Genomic DNA, 19,015 nt, shown 5'->3' on the forward strand with positions numbered 1-19,015 from the left:
GGGTCCTCGCCGCGGTGTGCGCCGTCGGCGCTCTCGGCGGCCTCGTCCAGCGCCTCGAACCAGGCCACCGGCTCCGCGATGCGCCGCGAGCCGGCCCTGGCCAGCGCCAGCGACAGTTCCAGGTCCGGATTGGTGCCGGGGGAGACCCGGCGGAACAGCTTCAGGATGTAGGTGTCGCCGTACACCACCGAGGTGTTGGACTGCTCGGCGGTGGACACCCGCGGGGTCAGCCCCGGCGGGAACTGCGCGGTCGGCTCGGCGGTGAACCGCAGCCGCCCGGTGCGGCCGGGCAGCCGCAGCCGGTCCAGCAGCACCGCGGCCAGCCGCGGGTCGTGCGGCGCGTCGTACAGCGTCAGCCCGTCGTAGGGGCCGCCGACCGCCGGGCCGAGGGCGGCGCGGACCAGGTTGGAGGGCAGCAGCGGGTGCGCGCCGAGCAGCAGTTGGTAGCAGTCCGCGGGGCGCCCCGGCTGCTCCACGTCGATCAGGACATGCAGCAGCCCCAGCGGGCCGAGCCGGCCGCCGGGCGGCACCAGCTCGGTCGCCTCGGCCAGCCGCAGGCGGCCGATGGGCAGGCCCTTGCCGGCGAACCAGCGCTGCCGCGGCAGCCAGCCGCGCAGCAGCGGGTCGAGCGAGTTCAGCAGCCCCGGCACCAGGTCGCGGCTGGTGGACGGCGGGACGGAGGAGGGTGGTGTTGCAGGAGGTACGCGGGTCCAGGAGCGGTCCGACATGACGTCCTTTCCCCGGGGAATCGCGCACCCGGCCGCTACTGCGAGCGGCGGGGGCGCCAGCCTCCCGGATGGCGGGTGCGGGCTGTCCGGCGACACGGGGGAGCCTGCCCCGGGCGGGTGACAGGAAACCGCCGTACGGGCTGCTGAAGGGTACTGCTGGATACCTCTGGATCCTGCCAAAGGTAGGTCATGCCCGCACCTCGGGCACGCGGGGGGCCGGGCGACCCGGCCCCCCCTCGTCAGACCTGGTCGCGGCGCAGCCGGAACCAGTAGAAACCGTGGCCCGCCAAAGTCAGCAGGTACGGCAGTTGGCCGATCGCCGGGAAGCGCACCCCGCCGATCAGCTCCACCGGATGGCGGCCCGCGAATTGACGCAGGTCCAGCTCGGTGGGCTGGGCGAACCGGGAGAAGTTGTTCACGCACAGCACCAGGTCGTCACCGTCCTCCCGCAGGAAGGCCAGCACGGCCGGGTTGCTGGACGGCAGCTCGGTGTAGGAGCCGAGGCCGAACGCCCGGTTCTGCTTGCGGATCTCGATCATCCGCCGGGTCCAGTGCAGCAGCGAGCTGGGGGAGCTCATCTGCGCCTCGACATTGGTGACCTGGTAGCCGTAGACCGGGTCCATGATCGTCGGCAGGTAGAGCCGGCCGGGATCGCTGGAGGAGAAGCCGGCGTTGCGGTCCGGCGTCCACTGCATGGGGGTGCGCACCCCGTCCCGGTCGCCGAGCCAGATGTTGTCGCCCATGCCGATCTCGTCGCCGTAGTAGAGGATCGGCGAGCCGGGCAGCGACAGCAGCAGCGCGGTGAACAGTTCGATCTGGTTGCGGTCGTTGTCCAGCAGCGGGGCCAGCCGGCGGCGGATCCCGATGTTGGCCCGCATCCGCGGATCCTTGGCGTACTCCGCGTACATGTAGTCGCGTTCCTCGTCGGTGACCATTTCGAGGGTCAGCTCGTCATGGTTCCGCAGGAAGATGCCCCACTGGCAGCCGGACGGGATCGCCGGGGTCTTGGCCAGCACTTCGGAGACCGGGTAGCGCGATTCGCGGCGCACCGCCATGAAGATGCGCGGCATCACCGGGAAGTGGAAGGCCATGTGGCATTCGTCACCGCCCTTCTCGAAGTCGCCGTAGTAGTCCACGACGTCCTCGGGCCACTGGTTGGCCTCGGCCAGCACCACGGTGTCCGGGTAGGCCGCGTCGATCTCCTCCCGGACCCGTTTGAGGAAGTTGTGGGTCTGCGGCAGGTTCTCGCAGTTGGTGCCTTCCTGCTGGTAGAGGTAGGGCACGGCGTCCAGCCGGAAGCCGTCGATGCCGAGGTCCAGCCAGAACCGCAGCGCGGCCAGGATCTCCTCCTGCACTTGCGGGTTCTCGTAGTTGAGATCCGGCTGGTGGGAGAAGAACCGGTGCCAGTAGTACTGCTTGCGCACCGGGTCGAACGTCCAGTTGGACGTCTCGGTGTCGACGAAGATGATCCGGGCGTCCGGGAACTGCTTGTCGTCGTCGGCCCAGGTGTAGTAGTCGCCGTACGGCCCGGTCGGGTCGCTGCGGGACTGCTGGAACCACTCGTGCTGGTCACTGGTGTGATTCATGACGAAGTCGATGATCACGCGCATACCGCGCTGGTGGGCGGCGTCCACGAACTCGACGAAGTCGGCCAGGTCGCCGAACTCCGGAAGTACCGCGGTGTAGTCGGACACGTCGTAGCCGCCGTCCCGCAGGGGGGAGGCGAAGAACGGCGGCAGCCACAGGCAGTCGACGCCCAGCCATTGCAGATAGTCGAGTTTGGCGGTGATTCCCTTCAGGTCACCGACGCCGTCGCCGTTGCTGTCCTGGAAGGAACGGACGAGGACTTCGTAGAACACTGCCCGTTTGAACCATTCGGGATCTCGGTCCTTGGCCGGTGTGTCCTCGAAGGTGTCCGGTACGGGTTCGTTGACGATCAACTGAGTGACCCTCCGATCGATGGAGACGGTCGCAGTGACAGCAGGTGCGCGGGCGCGCGGCCCGGCTCAAGGCGCACATAGTTGTCCCTGCCCCAGTGGTAGGTCTCGCCGGTGAGCTCGTCGCGCACCGGGAAAGACTCGTGCCAGGAGAGGCCGAGTTCTGGCATGTTCAACGACAAGGTCGCCTCCTGGGTGTGGAACGGGTCCAGGTTGACGACCACCAGCACGACGTCGTCGTCCCGCCGCTTGGAGTAGGCCAGCAGCGCGTCGTTGTCCACGTGGTGGAACGTGATGTCCCGCAACTGCCGCAGAGCCGGGTGACGGCGGCGGAGCCGGTTGAGCGTGGTGAGCAGGGGGGCCAGCGAGCGGCCCTCCGCTTCGGCGGCGGCCCAGTCGCGCGGCCGCAGCTGGTACTTCTCCGAGTCGAGATACTCCTCGCTGCCCGGTTTCGCGGGGGTCGCTTCACACAATTCGAACCCCGCGTAGACCCCCCAGCTGGGGGAGAGGGTGGCGGCGAGCACGGCCCGGGTCTCGAACGCGGGACGGCCGCCGTTCTGCAGGTAGGCATGGAGGATGTCAGGGGTGTTGACGAAGAAGTTCGGCCGCATCCAGGCTGCCGTCTTCCGGCTCAACTCCAGCATGTAATCGGTCAGTTCCGCTTTGTCATTACGCCAGGTGAAGTAGGTGTACGACTGCTGGAAGCCGACTTGCGCCAGCATGCTCATCATCGCCGGGCGGGTGAACGCCTCGGCCAGGAAGATCACATCGGGGTCGGTGCGGTTGATGTCGGCGATCACCTTCTCCCAGAACACCACCGGCTTGGTGTGCGGGTTGTCCACCCGGAAGATCCGTACGCCGTGCGCCATCCAGTGCCGCAGCACCCGCAGGGTCTCCCGGACCAGGCCGGCGAAGTCCTCGTCGAAGGCGATCGGATAGATGTCCTGGTACTTCTTCGGCGGATTCTCCGCGTAGGCGATGGTGCCGTCCGCCCGGTGCGCGAACCACTCCGGGTGCTTGGCCACCCAGGGGTGGTCGGGTGAACACTGGAGGGCGAAGTCCAGCGCCACCTCCAGGCGCAGCTCGCGCGCCCGGGACACGAAGTGGTCGAAGTCCGCGATGGTGCCCAGGTCCGGGTGCACCGCGTCGTGGCCGCCCTCCGGCGAGCCGATCGCCCACGGCGAGCCCACGTCCTCCGGGGCGGCCGACAGGCTGTTGTTGGGGCCCTTGCGGAAGGCGGTGCCGATCGGGTGGATCGGCGGCAGGTACACCACGTCGAAACCCATCGCGGCCACCGCGGGCAGCCGCTCGGCGGCGGTGCGGAAGGTGCCCGAGCGCGGCGCGCGGCCGGCCTCGACCACCGCGCCCTCCGAGCGGGGGAACAGGCTCGTACCAGGACCCGAACAGCGCGCGCTCCCGCTCCACCAGCAGCGGCAGCGGGCGGGAGGCGCTGACCAGCTCGCGCAGCGGGAAGCGGTCCAGGGCGGCCACCACGGCCGGGGCCAGCGCCGCCGCGTGCCGGGCCGAGGCCGGCCGCCCCTCGTCGCGCAGCGCGTCCACCGCGGCCAGCACCGCGGCCCGCTCCTCGCCCTTGGGCACCCCGGCCGCGGCCCGCTCGTGCAGCTGGGCGCCCTCGGTGAGCACCAGGTCGGTGTCGATGCCGGCCGGGATCTTGATACCGGCCGTGTGCCGCCAGGTGGCCACCGGATCGGACCAGCCCTCGACGGTGTACGTCCAGTGGCCGGCGGAGTCCGGCGTGACCCGGGCTCCCCACCGGTCGGTGCCGGGCTCCAGCGCGCGCATCGGCGTGAACGGCCCGGGCCGGCCCGCCGGGTCGCGCAGCACCACGTTGGCGGCCACCGCGTCGTGCCCCTCCCGGAACACGGTCGCCGTCACCTCGAACGTTTCTCCGGCCACCGCCTTCGCCGGGCGGCGGCCGCAGTCCACGATCGGGGTGACATCGACAACGGGAATACGACCGATCATTGCCTCACCTGTACAACTCGTGATATTCGGGGCATAGGGACACTCGGGTGGACACTCTTTTTAACTGTTCTTGGTGCTACGGGCTCTGCTGACTGGCCTGCCCGCAGGATCGCAATTCTGCGCGTTCACTCAGGTGGATCTGTGAGCGGGGTCACCTGGAACATCGAGTACGGGCCACGCAGTGCAGCCTGCCCCGCACTCGCGGGGTGAACGCACCACAGTGCGACGTTTCGGGAGCGCGGCAGGGATGCTCCAATCCGCCGCGGGTCGCCTCCGTGAGCCTCCGTTGGAGCGTTTGAAACAGTGGATCCCGGAGATCACTGTCGGCTTCCCCTCCCACGCGGCTACGGTCGGGGGTGTGAAGGCAATCCGTCGATTCACCGTGCGCACCGTCCTGCCGGAACCTCTGCGCCCGCTGGGGGAACTGGCCCAAAACCTACGCTGGTCATGGCATCAGGAGACCAGAGAGCTCTTCCGGGACGTCGATCCGGAAGGCTGGCGGGCCGCCCAGGGCGATCCGGTGCGGCTGCTCGGGGCCGTGTCCAAGGAGCGGCTGTCCGCGCTCGCCGCCGACCGCCGCTTCCTGCGGCGGCTCACCATCGCGGCCGAGGACCTCGCCGACTACACCGGCAACCCCCGCTGGTATCAGGAACAAACCGACCTGCCCGCCGCCATCGCCTACTTCTCGCCCGAATACGGCATCACCTCCGCCCTGCCGCAGTACAGCGGCGGCCTGGGCATCCTCGCCGGGGACCACCTCAAGGCCGCCAGCGACCTTGGCGTCCCGCTGATCGGTGTCGGCCTGCTGTACCGGCACGGCTACTTCCGCCAGAGCCTGTCCCGCGAGGGCTGGCAGCAGGAGACCTATCCCGTACTCGATCCCAATTCGCTGCCCGTCAGCCCGCTGCGCGAGGCCGACGGCACCCCCGCCGAGGTCGCCCTGACCCTCACCGGCGGCCGAACCCTGCACGCCCGGATCTGGAAAGCCCAGGTCGGGCGGGTCCCGCTGCTGCTGCTCGACTCCGATGTGGAGGGCAACCAGGCGGCGGAACGCGATGTCACCGACCGGCTCTACGGCGGCGGCAGCGAACACCGGCTGCTCCAGGAGATGCTGCTCGGCATCGGCGGCGTCCGGGCGGTCCGCGCCTACTGCCGGATCACCGGCCACACCGCCCCCGAGGTCTTCCACACCAACGAGGGCCACGCCGGCTTCCTCGGCCTGGAGCGGATCAGGGAGCTGTCCCTCGAGGGGCTCGGCTTCGACGCGGCCCTGGAAGCGGTCCGCTCCGGCACCTTGTTCACCACCCACACCCCGGTGCCGGCCGGCATCGACCGCTTCGACCGGGAACTGGTCGGCCGCCACCTCGGCGACGGCGGCGAACTGCCGGGCGTGGACATCGACCGGATCCTCGAACTCGGCCGGGAGACCTACCCCGGCGGCGACCCCAACCTGTTCAACATGGCCGTCATGGGCCTGCGGCTCGCCCAGCGCGCCAACGGCGTGTCCACCCTGCACGGCGCGGTCAGCCGGCAGATGTTCGCCGGCCTGTGGCCCGGCTTCGACCCCGAGGACGTGCCGATCACCTCGGTCACCAACGGGGTGCACGCGCCCACCTGGGTGGCGCCCGAGGTCGAGCGGCTCGCCGCCGAGAACTCGGGGACCTCGGCCGGCGAGGACGCCGTACCGGTCAGCGGCGACGACCGCTGGCAGGCCGGCGACGGCGTGCCCGACAGCGCGATCTGGGAGCTGCGCCGCGAGCTGCGCGAACAGCTGGTGGAGGACGTCCGCCGCCGGCTGCGTGCCTCCTGGCGGCAGCGCGGCGCGGGCGACGCGGAACTCGGCTGGACCGACCAGGTGCTCGACCCGGACGTGCTCACCATCGGCTTCGCCCGCCGGGTGCCGTCCTACAAGCGGCTCACCTTGATGCTGCGCGACCAGGACCGGCTGCGGGCCATGCTGCTGCACCCCGAGCGGCCGATCCAGATCGTGGTGGCCGGCAAGGCCCACCCCGCCGACGACGGCGGGAAGCGGCTGGTCCAGGAGCTGGTCCGGTTCACCGACGACCCCCGGGTCCGGCACCGCATCGTCTTCCTGCCCGACTACGACATGCGGATGGCCCGGCTGCTCTACCCCGGCTGCGACGTCTGGCTGAACAACCCGCTGCGCCCGCTGGAGGCCTGCGGCACCTCGGGAATGAAGGCCGCCCTCAACGGCTGTCTCAACCTGTCGGTGCTCGACGGCTGGTGGGACGAGTGGTTCGACGGCGACAACGGCTGGGCGATCCCCACCGCCGACGGCCTCAGCGACGAGGACCGCCGCGACCAGCTGGAGGCCGCCGCCCTCTACGAGCTGCTGGAGAACCAGGTCGCGCCGCGCTTCTACGACCACGGTGCGGAAGGGGTGCCCAAGCGCTGGATCGAGATGGTCCGGCACACCCTGACCACGCTCGGCCCCAAGGTGCTGGCCGGCCGGATGGTGCGCGACTACGTCAACCAGCTGTACGCGCCGGCCGCCCGCTCGCACCGCGCCCTCCAGGGCGCGGCGGCCGGCGAGCTGGCCGAGTGGAAGCAGCGGGTGCGCCAGCAGTGGCCGCGGGTCGCCGTCGACCATGTCGAGACCGGCCCGGTGGACGAGGGCAGCACCCCGGAACTGGGCGCCACGCTCACGCTGCGGGCCCAGGTGTCGCTGGGCGGCCTCGACCCGGCGGACGTCGACGTCCAGCTGCTGTCCGGCCGGGTGGACGCGGCGGACCGGCTGACCGCGCCGACCGCCGTGTCGCTCAAGCCGGCCGGCCGTCCGGACGACGCCGGCCGCCACCAGTACGAGGGCCAGCTGACCCTCGACCGGACCGGCGCCTTCGGCTACACCGTCCGGGTGCTGCCGGCCCACCGGCTGCTGGCGACCTCGGCGGAGCTGGGCCTGATGGCGGTGCCGCCGGAGACCGAGGGGATGACGGCGGGGGTGCTGCGCTGATCCGCGACAGCTGACTCGGGACCGCGGAAGGCCCGCACCGACCGGTGCGGGCCTTCTTTTGTGCCGGTTCGTGCGGGTTCAGCTCATCTGGCGGATGTTCTCCGCCTGCGGGCCCTTCTGGCCCTGGGCGACGTCGAACTCGACCTTCTGGCCTTCGAGCAGCTCGCGGTAACCCTGCGAGAGGATGTTGGAGTAGTGCGCGAAGACGTCGGAGCCGCCGCCGTCCTGCTCGATGAAGCCGAAGCCCTTTTCCGAGTTGAACCACTTCACGGTTCCGGTTGCCATATCCATCTCCTACTGGTGGGGCAGGTGCGTCCAGATCCGCACTGTACGGACCGAAATCGCCCGAGATGACCACCCCACACCGTAGATAAAAGGTAAAAATCGGAAGACCCGGGCCGGCGGTGGGGGCGCCGGCCCGGGTCGGGACCGCGTGGTCAGCGGGAGGTACCGCTGATCAGGTGATCAGCTGACATTCACCGCCGTGTCGTCGATGAGGAACGACGTCTGGAGGCTGGAGTCCTCGGTGCCGGTGAACTTCAGCGTGACGGTCTGGCCGATGTACGGGGCCAGGTTGACCGAGCGCTGGACGTAGCCGGTGCCCTTGTTGACGTTGGAGTAGCTGGCCAGGGTGGTGGAGCCGGCCGTGACGGTCAGCTTGTCGTAGGCCGTGCTGGTGCTGGTCTCCGCGGTGGTGATGTACAGGTAGTAGCTGAAGGTGGCCGAGGTGGAGCCGGCCGGGATGGTCACCGACTGGGAGAGCGTGTCGGTGTGGGTGGTGCCGTAGCCGTCCAGCCAGGCCTTGTACGAGCCCGAGTGCGCGGGGGCGCCGGTGCTGTTGTCGATCACGCCGGAGGACTGCGTCCAGGAGGTCGCGCCGCTCTCGAAGCCGGGGTTGAGCAGCAGCTGGCCGCCGCCGCCACCGCCGCCGGAGGCGGTGACGGTCCAGGTGAAGGACGCGGTGCCGGTGGCGTTGGTGGAGTCCTTCGCGGTGACCGTGACGTTGTAGGTGCCCGTGGCGGTCGGGGTGCCCGAGATCAGGCCGGTGGAGGCGCCGATCGACAGGCCGGTCGGCAGGCCGGTCGCGCTGTAGGTCAGGGCGCCGCCGTTGGTGCTGCTGGCCGAGATCTGCAGGCTGGTCGCTGTGTTCACCACGGTGGACCGGGCGCCCGGGTTGGTGACGGTCACGCCGCTCGGGGTGCTGACGCGGCTGCCGACGCCGATGGCCGCCCAGGTGTTGGCGACCGTGTTGTACGTGGCGCTGCCCGCGCCCCACAGGTCGGCCGCGGCCTGCAGCGACTGGGTGCGGGCCGAGGCGTAGTTGGTGGTGGAGGTGAAGCGCTCGGTCAGCGCCTTGTACCAGAGCTTGAGGGCGTTGTCCCGGCCGATACCGGGCACCGACAGGCCGTCGGAGGTCGGGCTGTTGTAGCTGACCCCGCCGATGACCTTGGCGCCGCTGCCCTCGGACAGCAGGTAGAAGAAGTGGTTGGCCGGACCGGAGGAGTAGTGCACGTCCAGGCCGCCCAGGCTGGAGGACCAGTAGTCCTTCGAGCCGCCGTCCTTGCTGGGCTTGTCCATGTAGCGCAGCGGGGTGCCGTCGCCGTTGATGTTGATCTTCTCGCCGATCAGGTAGTCACCCGGGTCGGCGGCGGTGTTGGCGTAGAACTCCACGCCGGTGCCCATGATGTCGGAGGTCGCCTCGTTCAGACCGCCGGACTCACCGGTGTAGTTCAGGCCCGCGGTGTTGGAGGTGACGCCGTGGCTCATCTCGTGGCCGGCCACGTCCAGCGCGGTCAGCGGGTGGGTGTTGCCGCTGCCGTCGCCGTACGTCATGCAGAAGCAGCCGTCGTCCCAGAACGCGTTCTCGTAGTTGTTGCCGTAGTGCGTGCTGGAGTAGGCGGCGACACCGTCACCGCGGATGCCGCTGCGGCCGAAGGTGTTCTTGTAGTAGTCCCAGGTCTCCTGGGCGCCGAAGGCCGCGTCCACCCCGGCGGTCTGCGCGGTCGCGCCGTTGCCGTCGCCCCAGACGTCGTCGGCGTCGGTGAACAGGGTGCCCTTGCCGGACGTGGCGTGGTTGAGGTTGTACGTGCTGTGGCCGCCGCGGCTGCCGTCGGTCAGGTTGTACGTGGAGCCGGACTTGGTGGTGGTGATGTTCACCTGTCCGCTGTACTCGCTGTTGCCGACGCTGGTCTCGATGCCCTGGTACTGGAAGAGCTTGGCACCGGTGGTGGCATCGGTGATCACGTGCAGCTGGTTCGGCGTGCCGTCGTCCTGGAAGCCGCCGATCACCGACTCCCAGGCGAGGGTCGGGGTGCCGTTCGCGGCCCAGATCACCTTGCGGGGCGCCGCGGCCGCGGTCGGGTCGGCCGCGCCCTGCGCCCGGGCGGCGGTCAGCGCGTACGACTTCGCGGAGTCGGCGCTCTTGGCGGGGGTGACGCTGCTGACCGCGATGGTGGCGCCGGTCGCCCGGTCCACGCCGGTGGTGGCGCCGGTCGCGTCCTGGGCGACGACCAGGTCGCCGCCGAGCACCGGCAGTCCCAGGTAGGTGCGCTCGTAGCGGGTGTGGACGCTGCCGTCCGCGTCCTTTTCGACGTCTTTGACGACGAGCTTCTCGTTCGCACCGAGGTGCAGCGACGACGCGGTGGTCGAGGCTTGGGACTGCTTCTGGGCGACCAGTGCCGACTGCTGCGCCGGGGACAGGGCGGCCGGCAGCGCGCCGGCCCGGGGGGCGGCGTGGGTGTCGGCCTGGACGGTGTGGGCCGTGCCGGACTGGGCCGAAGCCGTTCCGGCGGGCAGGCTCACGGCGAGCATTGCGGCACCTGCTATCAGGGCGCCTGCCGCGGCTGCTGTGCGGGGGGATCTGCGCACTCGTGACACTCCTTCTGCGGCGGCCGCGGGTGGCGGCCGGGACAGTCCGGGCAGATGGGGATGGTGGGGTCTACCCGGGTAGAGCTGTGGTAATGCTGTGCCGGCGCTGTGCGCCGGGTGTGCTGGGGAACGGGGCACAGAGTGGCATCCTTTACCTGTCCATGTCATTGCCGTGACTCGAATTTGGCTGAAATTCGTTCGGTGGGCGGGTGGTGAGGTTCGCATAGCGGGCGGGTGTGATCGCTGTGTTGCGTGCTGGCAAAGTTTTTGAGCCGTCAAACGGTACTTTTGGTGGCACAGCACCCGCGCCGGTCGGCCGACCACCCTCGCCCTGTCCATTCGCCCCTTGAGACGGATGGCTGGATCCGGTCGCTGGGCGATACGACCGAAAACCAGGTGAGAGCTGTCCGTGGTGCCCCCTAGGGTCGGAAAGTGACCCCCGCAACGAGTCCTGCCGCCATGCCCGACGCCGAGCCCGACACCGGGACCGAGCCCTCCGACGCGGGTGACGCCGCGCCGTCGGGCGCGCCCGTCCCCCCGCACTCCTCGCTGCGCTCACTGCTGCGGCTGTGGCCCTACGTGAGACCGGTGCGCGTCCTGCTGGCGGTCTCCGCGGTGGTGGCCGTGGTCGCGTCGTGCATGTCCCTGCTCATCCCCCTGGTCCTCAAATGGATGGTGGACGGGCCGGTCCAGCACCACGACCCGGGCGGGGTGTGGCTCGGCGGCGGTCTGGTGCTGCTGCTCGGGCTGCTGGAGGCGCTGCTGTTCGGGGTGCGGCGGTGGCTGGTGGCCCGGCCGCTGGCCGGGGTCGAGGCGGGCATGCGGGCCGACCTCTACCGGCACCTGCAGCGGCTGCCGGTGGACTTCCACGACCGCTGGGCGTCGGGGCAGCTGCTGTCCCGGGCCACCATGGATCTGCAGATCCTGCGGATGTTCCTGGCCTTCCCCCTGGTGTTCCTGGTGGTCAACACCGCCACCGTGGTCATCGGCTTCGGCATCCTGTTCGCCCAGTCGTGGCTGCTCGGCCTGGTGCTGCTCACCCCCGCGGTGCCGCTGATGATCCTCTGCTCGTACTTCGAGTCGCGCTACGCGCTCGCCGCCCGCCGGGCCCAGGACCAGGCCGGCGACCTGGCGACCCTGGTCGAGGAGTCGGTGCTCGGCATCCGCATCGTCAAGGCGTTCGGGCGGCACCGCAGCCAGGCCAGGGCCTTCCGCGGCAAGACCAAGGAGCTGTGGCACACCGAGATGCGCAAGGCCCGGCTGCTGTCCGACATCTGGGCGGTCATCATGACGCTGCCGGAACTGGCCATCGGCGCCGCGCTGCTGGTCGGGGTGCTCCAGGTCGCCGACGACAAGCTGTCGGCCGGCACCCTGGTGGCGTTCTTGTCGACCGCGCTGGCCCTGCGCTGGCCGGTGGAGTCCATCGGCTTCCTGCTGGCGATGAGCAACGAGTCGGCCACCGCCGCCGACCGCTACTTCGAGGCGATGGACGCCCCCGAGGCGGACACCTCGGGCCGCGAGGCGTCGCCGGTCGCCGACGGCGTGCGGCTGGAAGGCGTCCGCTTCCGCTATCCCGACGCCCCGCCCGACAGCGAAGAACTGCTGGCCGGTGTCGACCTGCACATCCGCCCCGGTGAGACGATGGCGCTGGTCGGCGCCACCGGCAGCGGCAAGACCACGCTCACCATGCTGCTGCCCCGGCTGCACGACGCGACCGGCGGCCGGATCACCCTGGACGGCGCGGACATCGCCGACCTGCCGGTCGCCCGGCTGCGCGAGCTGCTCGCCGTGGCCTTCGAGGAGCCGACGCTGTTCTCGGCGACCGTGCGGGAGAACGTGGAGATGGGCGCGGGACCGGACGGCGCCGACGAGCAGGACGTGCTGCGGGCGCTGGCCGTGGCCCAGTGCGACTTCGTGTCCGCGCTGCCGAAGGGCCTGGACACCCAGGTCGGCGAGCAGGGGCTGAGCCTGTCCGGCGGGCAGCGGCAGCGGCTCGCGCTGGCCCGCGCGGTGGTCGGCAAACCCCGGTTCCTGGTCCTGGACGACCCGCTGTCCGCCCTCGACGTGCACACCGAGGCGCTGGTCGAGGCGGCGTTGCGCGACGTCCTGCGGGAGACCACCGCGCTGGTCGTCGCCCACCGGCCCTCCACCGTGCTGCTCGCCGACCGGGTGGCGCTGCTGGTCGGCGGGCGGATCACAGCGGTCGGCACGCACCCGGAACTGCTGCGGGACAGCGCCGAGTACCGGCACCTGATGTCGGGAGACGCGGACTCCCGCACCGCGCGGACCGCGGCCGGCCCCTCGGACAGCGCCGCCGCCGGCACCGCCACCGCGGCCACCGCCCACGCCGACACGCTGCAGAGGAGCGACGCCCGATGACGTCCGTGGCATCACCCACCGTCACCGAACCGGAAGAATCCGGCCCCCGGACCACCGGCCCCGCCGATCCCGCCGGGCCGCCCGCCCCGGTCGACCCCTTCGACCAGGACGTCCTGCCCGCCCCGCGCAACGCCCAGCTCGCCCTGCTGCGTTCGCTGCTGCGCCCGCACAGCCGCCGGGTCTGGCTCGCCGCCGTCCTGCTGCTGATCCAGCAGGCCGCGGTGCAGGCCGGCCCGCTGCTGGTCGCCTACGCCATCGACCACGGCATCCCGCAGGTGCGCGAGGGCCGGCACGGCGCGCTGATCGCGGTCGCGGCCGGCTACCTCGGCTGCGGGCTGCTGTCCGGTGTGCTGCAACGCTGGTTCATCCGGGTGGCCGCCGTCGTCAGCCAGGACGTGCTGATCGACCTGCGCGGCCGGATCTTCCGCCACGCCCAGTCACTGAGCCTGGACTTCCACGAGCGCTACACCTCGGGACGGCTGATCGCCCGCGCCACCTCCGACGTGGAGTCGATCCGCGAACTGCTCTCCGACGGCCTGGAGGAGCTGATCGGCGTGGTGCTGTCCGCGATCTACATCACCGCGCTGCTGCTCTTCCTGGACTGGAAGCTGGGCCTGGCCACCGTGGCTTCCTACCTCCCGCTGTACGTCGCGATCCGGGTCTACCAGCGCCGCTCGATGGTGGCCTACCGCAAGCGGTCCACCGCGATCGCGGCGGTGATCGTGAAGTTCACCGAGACGATGAACGGCATCCGCCCGGTCAAGGCCTTCCGCCGCGAGGAGCCCAACGACGCGGCCTTCCACGAGCTGAACCACCGCCACGAGCGGGCGAACGGCGACGCGATCCTGGAGATGGCCCGCTATGTCGTCGGATCCCGGCTGCTCGCCAATGTCACCATCGCGGTGATCGTGCTGTGGGGTGCCTACCGGGTGGCGGGGGGCGGGATGGAGCTCGGCGTGCTGGCCGCGTTCGTGCTGTATCTGCGCCGGCTGTACGACCCGATCGACCGGCTCGGCATGTTCCTCAACTCCTACCAGTCGGCCGCCGCCTCGCTGGAGAAGATCGCCGGGCTGCTGGCCCAGGCGCCGACCGTGCCCGAACCGGAACGGCCGGTGAGCCTGCCGGAGCGCGCGGACAGCCGGCCCGGCCGCGAGGTCGTCTTCGACGCGGTGCGGTTCGCCTACCGCACCGGCGGTGAGGTGCTGCCCACCTTCGGACTGCGGCTGCCCGCCGGGCAGACGGTCGCCGTCGTCGGCGCGACCGGCGCCGGCAAGTCGACCCTCGCCAAGCTGCTGGCCAGGTTCTACGACCCGACCGACGGCCGGGTGCTACTCGACGGGGTGCCGCTGCGCGATCTGTCGCGGGCCGATCTGCGCCGGGGCGTGGTCATGGTCACCCAGGAGGCGTTCTTGTTCTCCGGCACCGTCGCCGACAACATCACCATCGGCAGGCCCGACGCCACCCGGCAGGAAGTGGAAGCGGCGGCGAAGGCCATCGGCGCCCATGAGTTCATCGCCGCCCTGCCCGACGGCTACGACACCGACGTCCGCAAGCGCGGCGGCCGCATCTCGGCCGGCCAGCGGCAACTCGTCGCGTTCGCCCGGGCGTTGCTGGCGGACCCGGCGGTGCTCATCTTGGACGAGGCCACCTCGTCCCTCGATGTGCCGGGGGAGCGGGCGGTGCAGCACGCGATGCGCACGGTGCTCAACGGCCGTACCGCGGTGATCGTCGCGCACCGGCTGTCGACGGTGGAGATCGCCGACCGGGTGCTGGTGATGCGCGACGGGCGGATCGTGGAGGACGGTACGCCGGACCAACTCATCTCGGACGACGGCCACTTCGCCGGTCTCCACCAGGCATGGCGGGACAGCCTGGTCTGACGGTGGCCCGAGGCGGTCCGGGAGTCCGGGATGGCCCGAGGCGGTCCGGGATGGTCCGCCGGTGGCGGGGGCATGCACACCCGGTGAACCATTCAGGCGGAACTGTACAGGTTAGACTGGACAGTCTATCCTGAAAGCTTTACCGTCTGAGTATGGCAGACAACCCCGAGGGCATCTCGGAATCGGCCGCCCGCGCCGCGCGGGACGTACGCGTGGTGTTCAGCCGGCTCCGGCGCCGGCTGCGGGGCGTCGCCGACACCGACGAGTTGACGCCGTCACAGGTGGCCGCGCTGACCCTGCTGGGCCGGCAGGGAGCGGTGTCCACCAGCGACCTGGCCGCCGCCGAGGGGGTGCGGCCCCAGTCGATGGCCGCCTCGCTCACCGTTCTCGACCAGCACGGCCTGATCGAGCGGCGGCCCGACCCGCTCGACGGGCGGCGGCAGTTGGTCAGCCTGACCGGCGCGGGCCGGGAGCGGGCCGAGGGCAACCGGCAGGCCCGCGAGGAGTGGCTGGCCCGGGCGCTGCACGACCGCTTCACCGAAGGCGAGCGCCGGACCGTCATCGAGGCGATGGCGCTACTGGACCGGCTCGCGCAGCCCTGAGCCGGGCCGGGCGGGCGCTACGCGGCCCGGCGCAGATTCCGGACCGCCGGGACCGCCAGCAAGGTGACGGCCACCGCCACCGCCACCGCGGCCCCGGCCTGCAGTACCCGGCCCGCCCCGAAGAGCGAGGCCGCCGGCCCGGCCAGCGCCTGGCCGACCGGGACCATGGCCACCGAACCGGCCACCTCGTAGGCGTGGATCCGGTTGAGGATGTCGTTCGGCACCTGTGTCTGCACGCTGGTGGCCCAGTTGACGCCCCAGTAGGCGGTGCCCGTCCCGGCCACGAACACGCAGCCGCACATCGCGGCGACCGGCAGGTCCAGGCCGACCGAGGCCGGCATCAGCGCGGTGGCGAACAGGGCCACGGACCCGGCCCGCAGCGGGTGGGCCGCCCGGATCCGCAGCGCCAGCAGCGCGCCCACCGCGGTGCCGCCGCCGAGCGCGGAGTTCACCAGGCCGTAGGCGCCCGCGCCGTGCTCGGGGATGATCCGGCCCGCCGCCAGCGGGGTGTAGGGGCCGATCACGCACACCATGAAGACCATCCACACCACGATCACCGACCACATCCAGGACCGGGATCGGAACTCCCGCCAGCCCTCCGCGAGATCGGCCCGGAATGACCCGGCCGCCGCGAGCAGCCGGGGCGGGACCGGGCCGAAACGCAGCAGGATCAGGCACACCGCGCTGGTCAGATACGTCGACGCGTGCACGGCGAACACCACGCCGGGGGAGGCGAATCCGACCAGCAGGCCGGCGAAGGCGGGCCCGGCCAGGCTCGCCACCGACTCCGCGGTCCGGGTCACCGCGTTCCCGCCCTGCACATCGGCCGCGACCCGCACCAGCGTGCTGGCCACGCCCGGCTGGAACATCGCCGCCGCGGTGCCGTTGACCACCGCGATCACCACCACCTCCCACAGCCGCACCCGGTGGGTGAGGAAGAGGAAGGCGGCGGTGGACTGCGAGCAGACCCGGACCAGGTCCGCGCCGATCATCTGGGCGCGGACGTTGAAGCGGTCGGCGAACACCCCGCCGAGGATGACCAGTCCGGCGAAACAGGCGGTGGTGGCGGCCATCACCAGCCCGATGTCACCGACCGAGTAGCCGTACGACAGCAGGCCGGCCGACAGCGCCACGGGCAGCATGGTGTCGCCGAGCATGGCCACCGAGCGGGCGGTGAAGTAGAGCCGGAAATTACCGGACCACAGCCGCTCGCCGAGCCCGGACCCGAGCCCGGACCCCGGCTGTGGGGCACGTCCCGGGCCGAGTCCGGGGCCGAGTCCCGGGGTGACCTCGGCGGCGGGGTCGGCCTGACGGTCGGAGCGGGGCGCTGAAGAGGTCACCCGACCAGAATGGACTGGACCACTCGGCGCAGTCCAGCGGGTTCGCGGCCGGGCGCCGTGAGCACCGCCTCACCCGGGCTGAGCTGGGGCGCGGCCGTCACATCCGCAGCGCCCGGTACAGCCGCACGGACCGCGCGCCCATCCGTATCAGCTGCCCGGCGGCGGCGGATTCGCCGGCCGGCGCGGCACCGGCTTCCGCACCGGACCGGGCGGCGCCACCGGCGGCCGTGTCCCGTTCCCGGCCCGGGCCCAGGCCCCGGCCCATGTCCGAATCCGGCAGCGGGTCCTCCTCCCGCGCGGTGTCCAGCACCAGTTCGTACGACCGCGCCCAGGGCGCCCCCGGCAGTGCGAAGTCGGCCGGCCGGTGGTCCGCGTGCACGATCAGCAGGAAGCTGTCGTCCACCACCGGCCCGCCCCGCGCGTCCCGCTGCGGGATGTCCTGCCCCGAGAGGTACATGCCGAGCGTCGAGGAGGCCGCGTACCAGTCCTGCTCGGTCATCTCCCGCCCGCCGGGCTGGAACCACGCCACATCGCGCAGCCCCTCCGGGATGCTGGCCAGGCCGGAGAAGAAACCGCCGCGCCGCAGCACCGGATGGGCGTGCCGCAGCGCGATCAGCCGGGCCGCGGTGTCGCGGATCGACCGCCAGCCCGGATCGTCCAGCAGCGACCAGTCCACCCAGCTGACCGGATTGTCCTGGCAGTAGGCGTTGTTGTTGCCGCCCTGGGTGCGGCCCATCTCGTCGCCGGCCACCAGCATCGGCACCCCGGTGGACAGCAGCAGCATCACCAGCAGATTGCGGATCTGCCGGCGGCGCAGCGCCAGTACCTGCGGATCGTCCGAGGGGCCCTCGGTGCCGCAGTTCCACGAGCGGTTGTCGTCGGTGCCGTCCCGCCCGTTCTCCCCGTTGGCCTCGTTGTGCTTGCCGTTGTACGAGACCAGGTCGCGCAGGGTGAAACCGTCGTGCGCGGTCACGAAGTTGACCGAGGCGTACGGCCGCCGCCCGCCCCAGTCGTACAGGTCGCTGGAGCCCGACAGCCGGTAGCCCAGGTCGCGCACATCGGTGGTGGCGCCGCGCCAGAAGTCCCGTACGGTGTCGCGGAAACGGTCGTTCCACTCGGCCCACAGCGGGGGGAACGCGCCCACCTGGTAGCCGCCGGAGCCGACGTCCCACGGCTCGGCGATCAGCTTGACCCGGCGCAGCACCGGGTCCTGGGCGATCACCGCCAGAAACGGGGACAGCATGTCCACGTCGTGCATGGCGCGGGCCAGCGCCGAGGCGAGATCGAAACGGAAGCCGTCCACCCCCATCTCGGTCACCCAGTAGCGCAGCGAGTCGGTGATCAGCCGCAGCACATGCGGCTGGACGACATTGAGGGTGTTGCCGCAGCCGGTGTAGTCGGTGTAGCCGCGCGGATCGTCACCGAGCCGGTAGTAGCCGCGGTTGTCGATGCCCCGCAGGGACAGGGTGGGGCCGTTCTGGGCGCCCTCGGCGGTGTGGTTGTAGACCACGTCGAGGATCACCTCGATGCCGGCCGCGTGCAGCGCCCGGACCATCCGCTTGAACTCGCCGACCTGCTCGCCGCGGGTGCCGCTGGCGCTGTAGGCGGAGTGCGGCGCGAAGTAGCCGATGGAGTTGTAGCCCCAGTAGTTGCGCAGGCCCCGCCGTTCCAGGTGCTCCTCGTGCGCGAAGTGGTGCACCGGCAGCAGTTCGACCGCGGTCACCCCGAGCCGGGTCAGGTGCTCGATCGCCGCCGGATGGGCCAGCCCGGCGTACGTACCGCGCAGCTCGGGCGGCACCCCGGGGTGGGACTTGGTGAAGCCGCGCACATGCAGCTCGTAGATCACCGAGTCCGACCACGGCGTCTTGGGCCGCCGGTCGTCCTCCCAGTCGTCGTCGTCGTCCACCACCACGCCCTTGGGCACGTGCGGCGCCGAGTCGCTGTTGTCGCGCACGGTGTCGGCGACCTCGCGCTCCGGCCAGTCGCGGACATGCCCGTACGTCTCGGGAGTGAGGGTGAACTCGCCGTCCACCGCGCGGGCGTACGGGTCCAGCAGCAGCTTCGCCGGATTCCAGCGCGCGCCGGTCCACGGGTCCCAGCGCCCGCCGACCCGGAAGCCGTAGCGCTGACCGGGCAGCACACCGGGCAGGAAGCCGTGCCAGACCTCATGGGTCAGCTCGGTCAGCGGCGCCCGGGTCTCGGCGCCGTCGGCGTCGAACAGGCAGAGCTCGACCGACTCGGCGCCGCGGGCCCACAGCGCGAAGTTGGTGCCGGTGGCCCCGTCGGGGCCGCTGCGGAAGCGGGCGCCGAGCGGCTGCGGC

9 protein-coding genes and 2 pseudogenes are annotated in these 19,015 nt (G+C 71.3%); 4 read left to right on the forward strand and 7 right to left on the reverse strand.

Going from position 1 to position 19,015, the window contains the following annotated elements:
* From GA0115240_RS07310 to GA0115240_RS07320, 3 genes and pseudogenes are all read right to left on the reverse strand, one after another.
* Positions 1-728, reverse strand: a pseudogene (locus GA0115240_RS07310) (maltokinase); the annotation flags it as partial.
* 239 nt (positions 729-967) lie between these two features.
* Entirely contained in the window at positions 968-2,668 is a 1,701-nt protein-coding gene (gene treS / locus GA0115240_RS07315) for a maltose alpha-D-glucosyltransferase (protein ID WP_093735840.1), read from the reverse strand.
* A pseudogene (locus GA0115240_RS07320) lies at positions 2,665-4,651 on the reverse strand (alpha-1,4-glucan--maltose-1-phosphate maltosyltransferase). Before GA0115240_RS07320 ends, treS begins: the two are co-directional and overlap by 4 nt.
* A 358-nt stretch (positions 4,652-5,009) precedes the next feature.
* Between GA0115240_RS07320 and GA0115240_RS07325 the strand changes: the two are divergent.
* On the forward strand, positions 5,010-7,625 hold the full coding sequence (locus tag GA0115240_RS07325; RefSeq protein WP_093735841.1) for a glycosyltransferase family 1 protein: 2,616 nt from the start codon (positions 5,010-5,012) through the stop codon (positions 7,623-7,625).
* 78 nt (positions 7,626-7,703) lie between these two features.
* Here GA0115240_RS07325 and GA0115240_RS07330 read toward each other — a convergent pair whose 3' ends face one another.
* Entirely contained in the window at positions 7,704-7,910 is a 207-nt protein-coding gene (locus tag GA0115240_RS07330; RefSeq protein WP_093735842.1) for a cold-shock protein, read from the reverse strand.
* A gap of 180 nt (positions 7,911-8,090) precedes the next feature.
* Positions 8,091-10,436, reverse strand: coding sequence for a M4 family metallopeptidase (locus tag GA0115240_RS07335; RefSeq protein WP_093735843.1), 2,346 nt, complete (start codon positions 10,434-10,436; stop codon positions 8,091-8,093).
* Between the two features lie 516 nt (positions 10,437-10,952).
* Between GA0115240_RS07335 and GA0115240_RS07340 the strand changes: the two genes are divergently transcribed.
* The 3 genes from GA0115240_RS07340 (at position 10,953) to GA0115240_RS07350 (ending at position 15,354) form a co-directional block, all read left to right on the forward strand.
* Positions 10,953-12,872: an ABC transporter ATP-binding protein gene (locus GA0115240_RS07340; protein ID WP_093735844.1), complete on the forward strand. Its 1,920-nt coding sequence runs from the start codon at positions 10,953-10,955 to the stop codon at positions 12,870-12,872.
* Complete coding sequence (locus tag GA0115240_RS07345; protein ID WP_093735845.1) at positions 12,869-14,752, forward strand: ABC transporter ATP-binding protein; 1,884 nt, start codon at positions 12,869-12,871, stop codon at positions 14,750-14,752. The genes GA0115240_RS07340 and GA0115240_RS07345 overlap by 4 nt, the downstream gene beginning before the upstream one ends.
* A gap of 152 nt (positions 14,753-14,904) precedes the next feature.
* Positions 14,905-15,354 carry a MarR family winged helix-turn-helix transcriptional regulator gene (locus GA0115240_RS07350; RefSeq protein WP_093735846.1) on the forward strand — a complete coding sequence of 150 codons (450 nt, stop codon included), beginning with the start codon at positions 14,905-14,907 and terminating at the stop codon, positions 15,352-15,354.
* Positions 15,355-15,371: 17 nt separating this feature from the next.
* Here the strand turns inward: GA0115240_RS07350 and GA0115240_RS07355 are convergent, their stop codons facing one another.
* Entirely contained in the window at positions 15,372-16,694 is a 1,323-nt protein-coding gene (locus tag GA0115240_RS07355; RefSeq protein WP_370673290.1) for an MFS transporter, read from the reverse strand.
* A 97-nt stretch (positions 16,695-16,791) separates the two neighbouring features.
* Positions 16,792-19,015 (reverse strand): glycogen debranching protein GlgX (gene glgX, locus GA0115240_RS07360; protein WP_093735847.1); only part of this gene is annotated, 2,224 nt, incomplete at its 5' end.

It is taken from the genome of Streptomyces sp. DvalAA-14 (assembly GCF_900091855.1).
Taxonomy (GTDB): domain Bacteria; phylum Actinomycetota; class Actinomycetes; order Streptomycetales; family Streptomycetaceae; genus Actinacidiphila.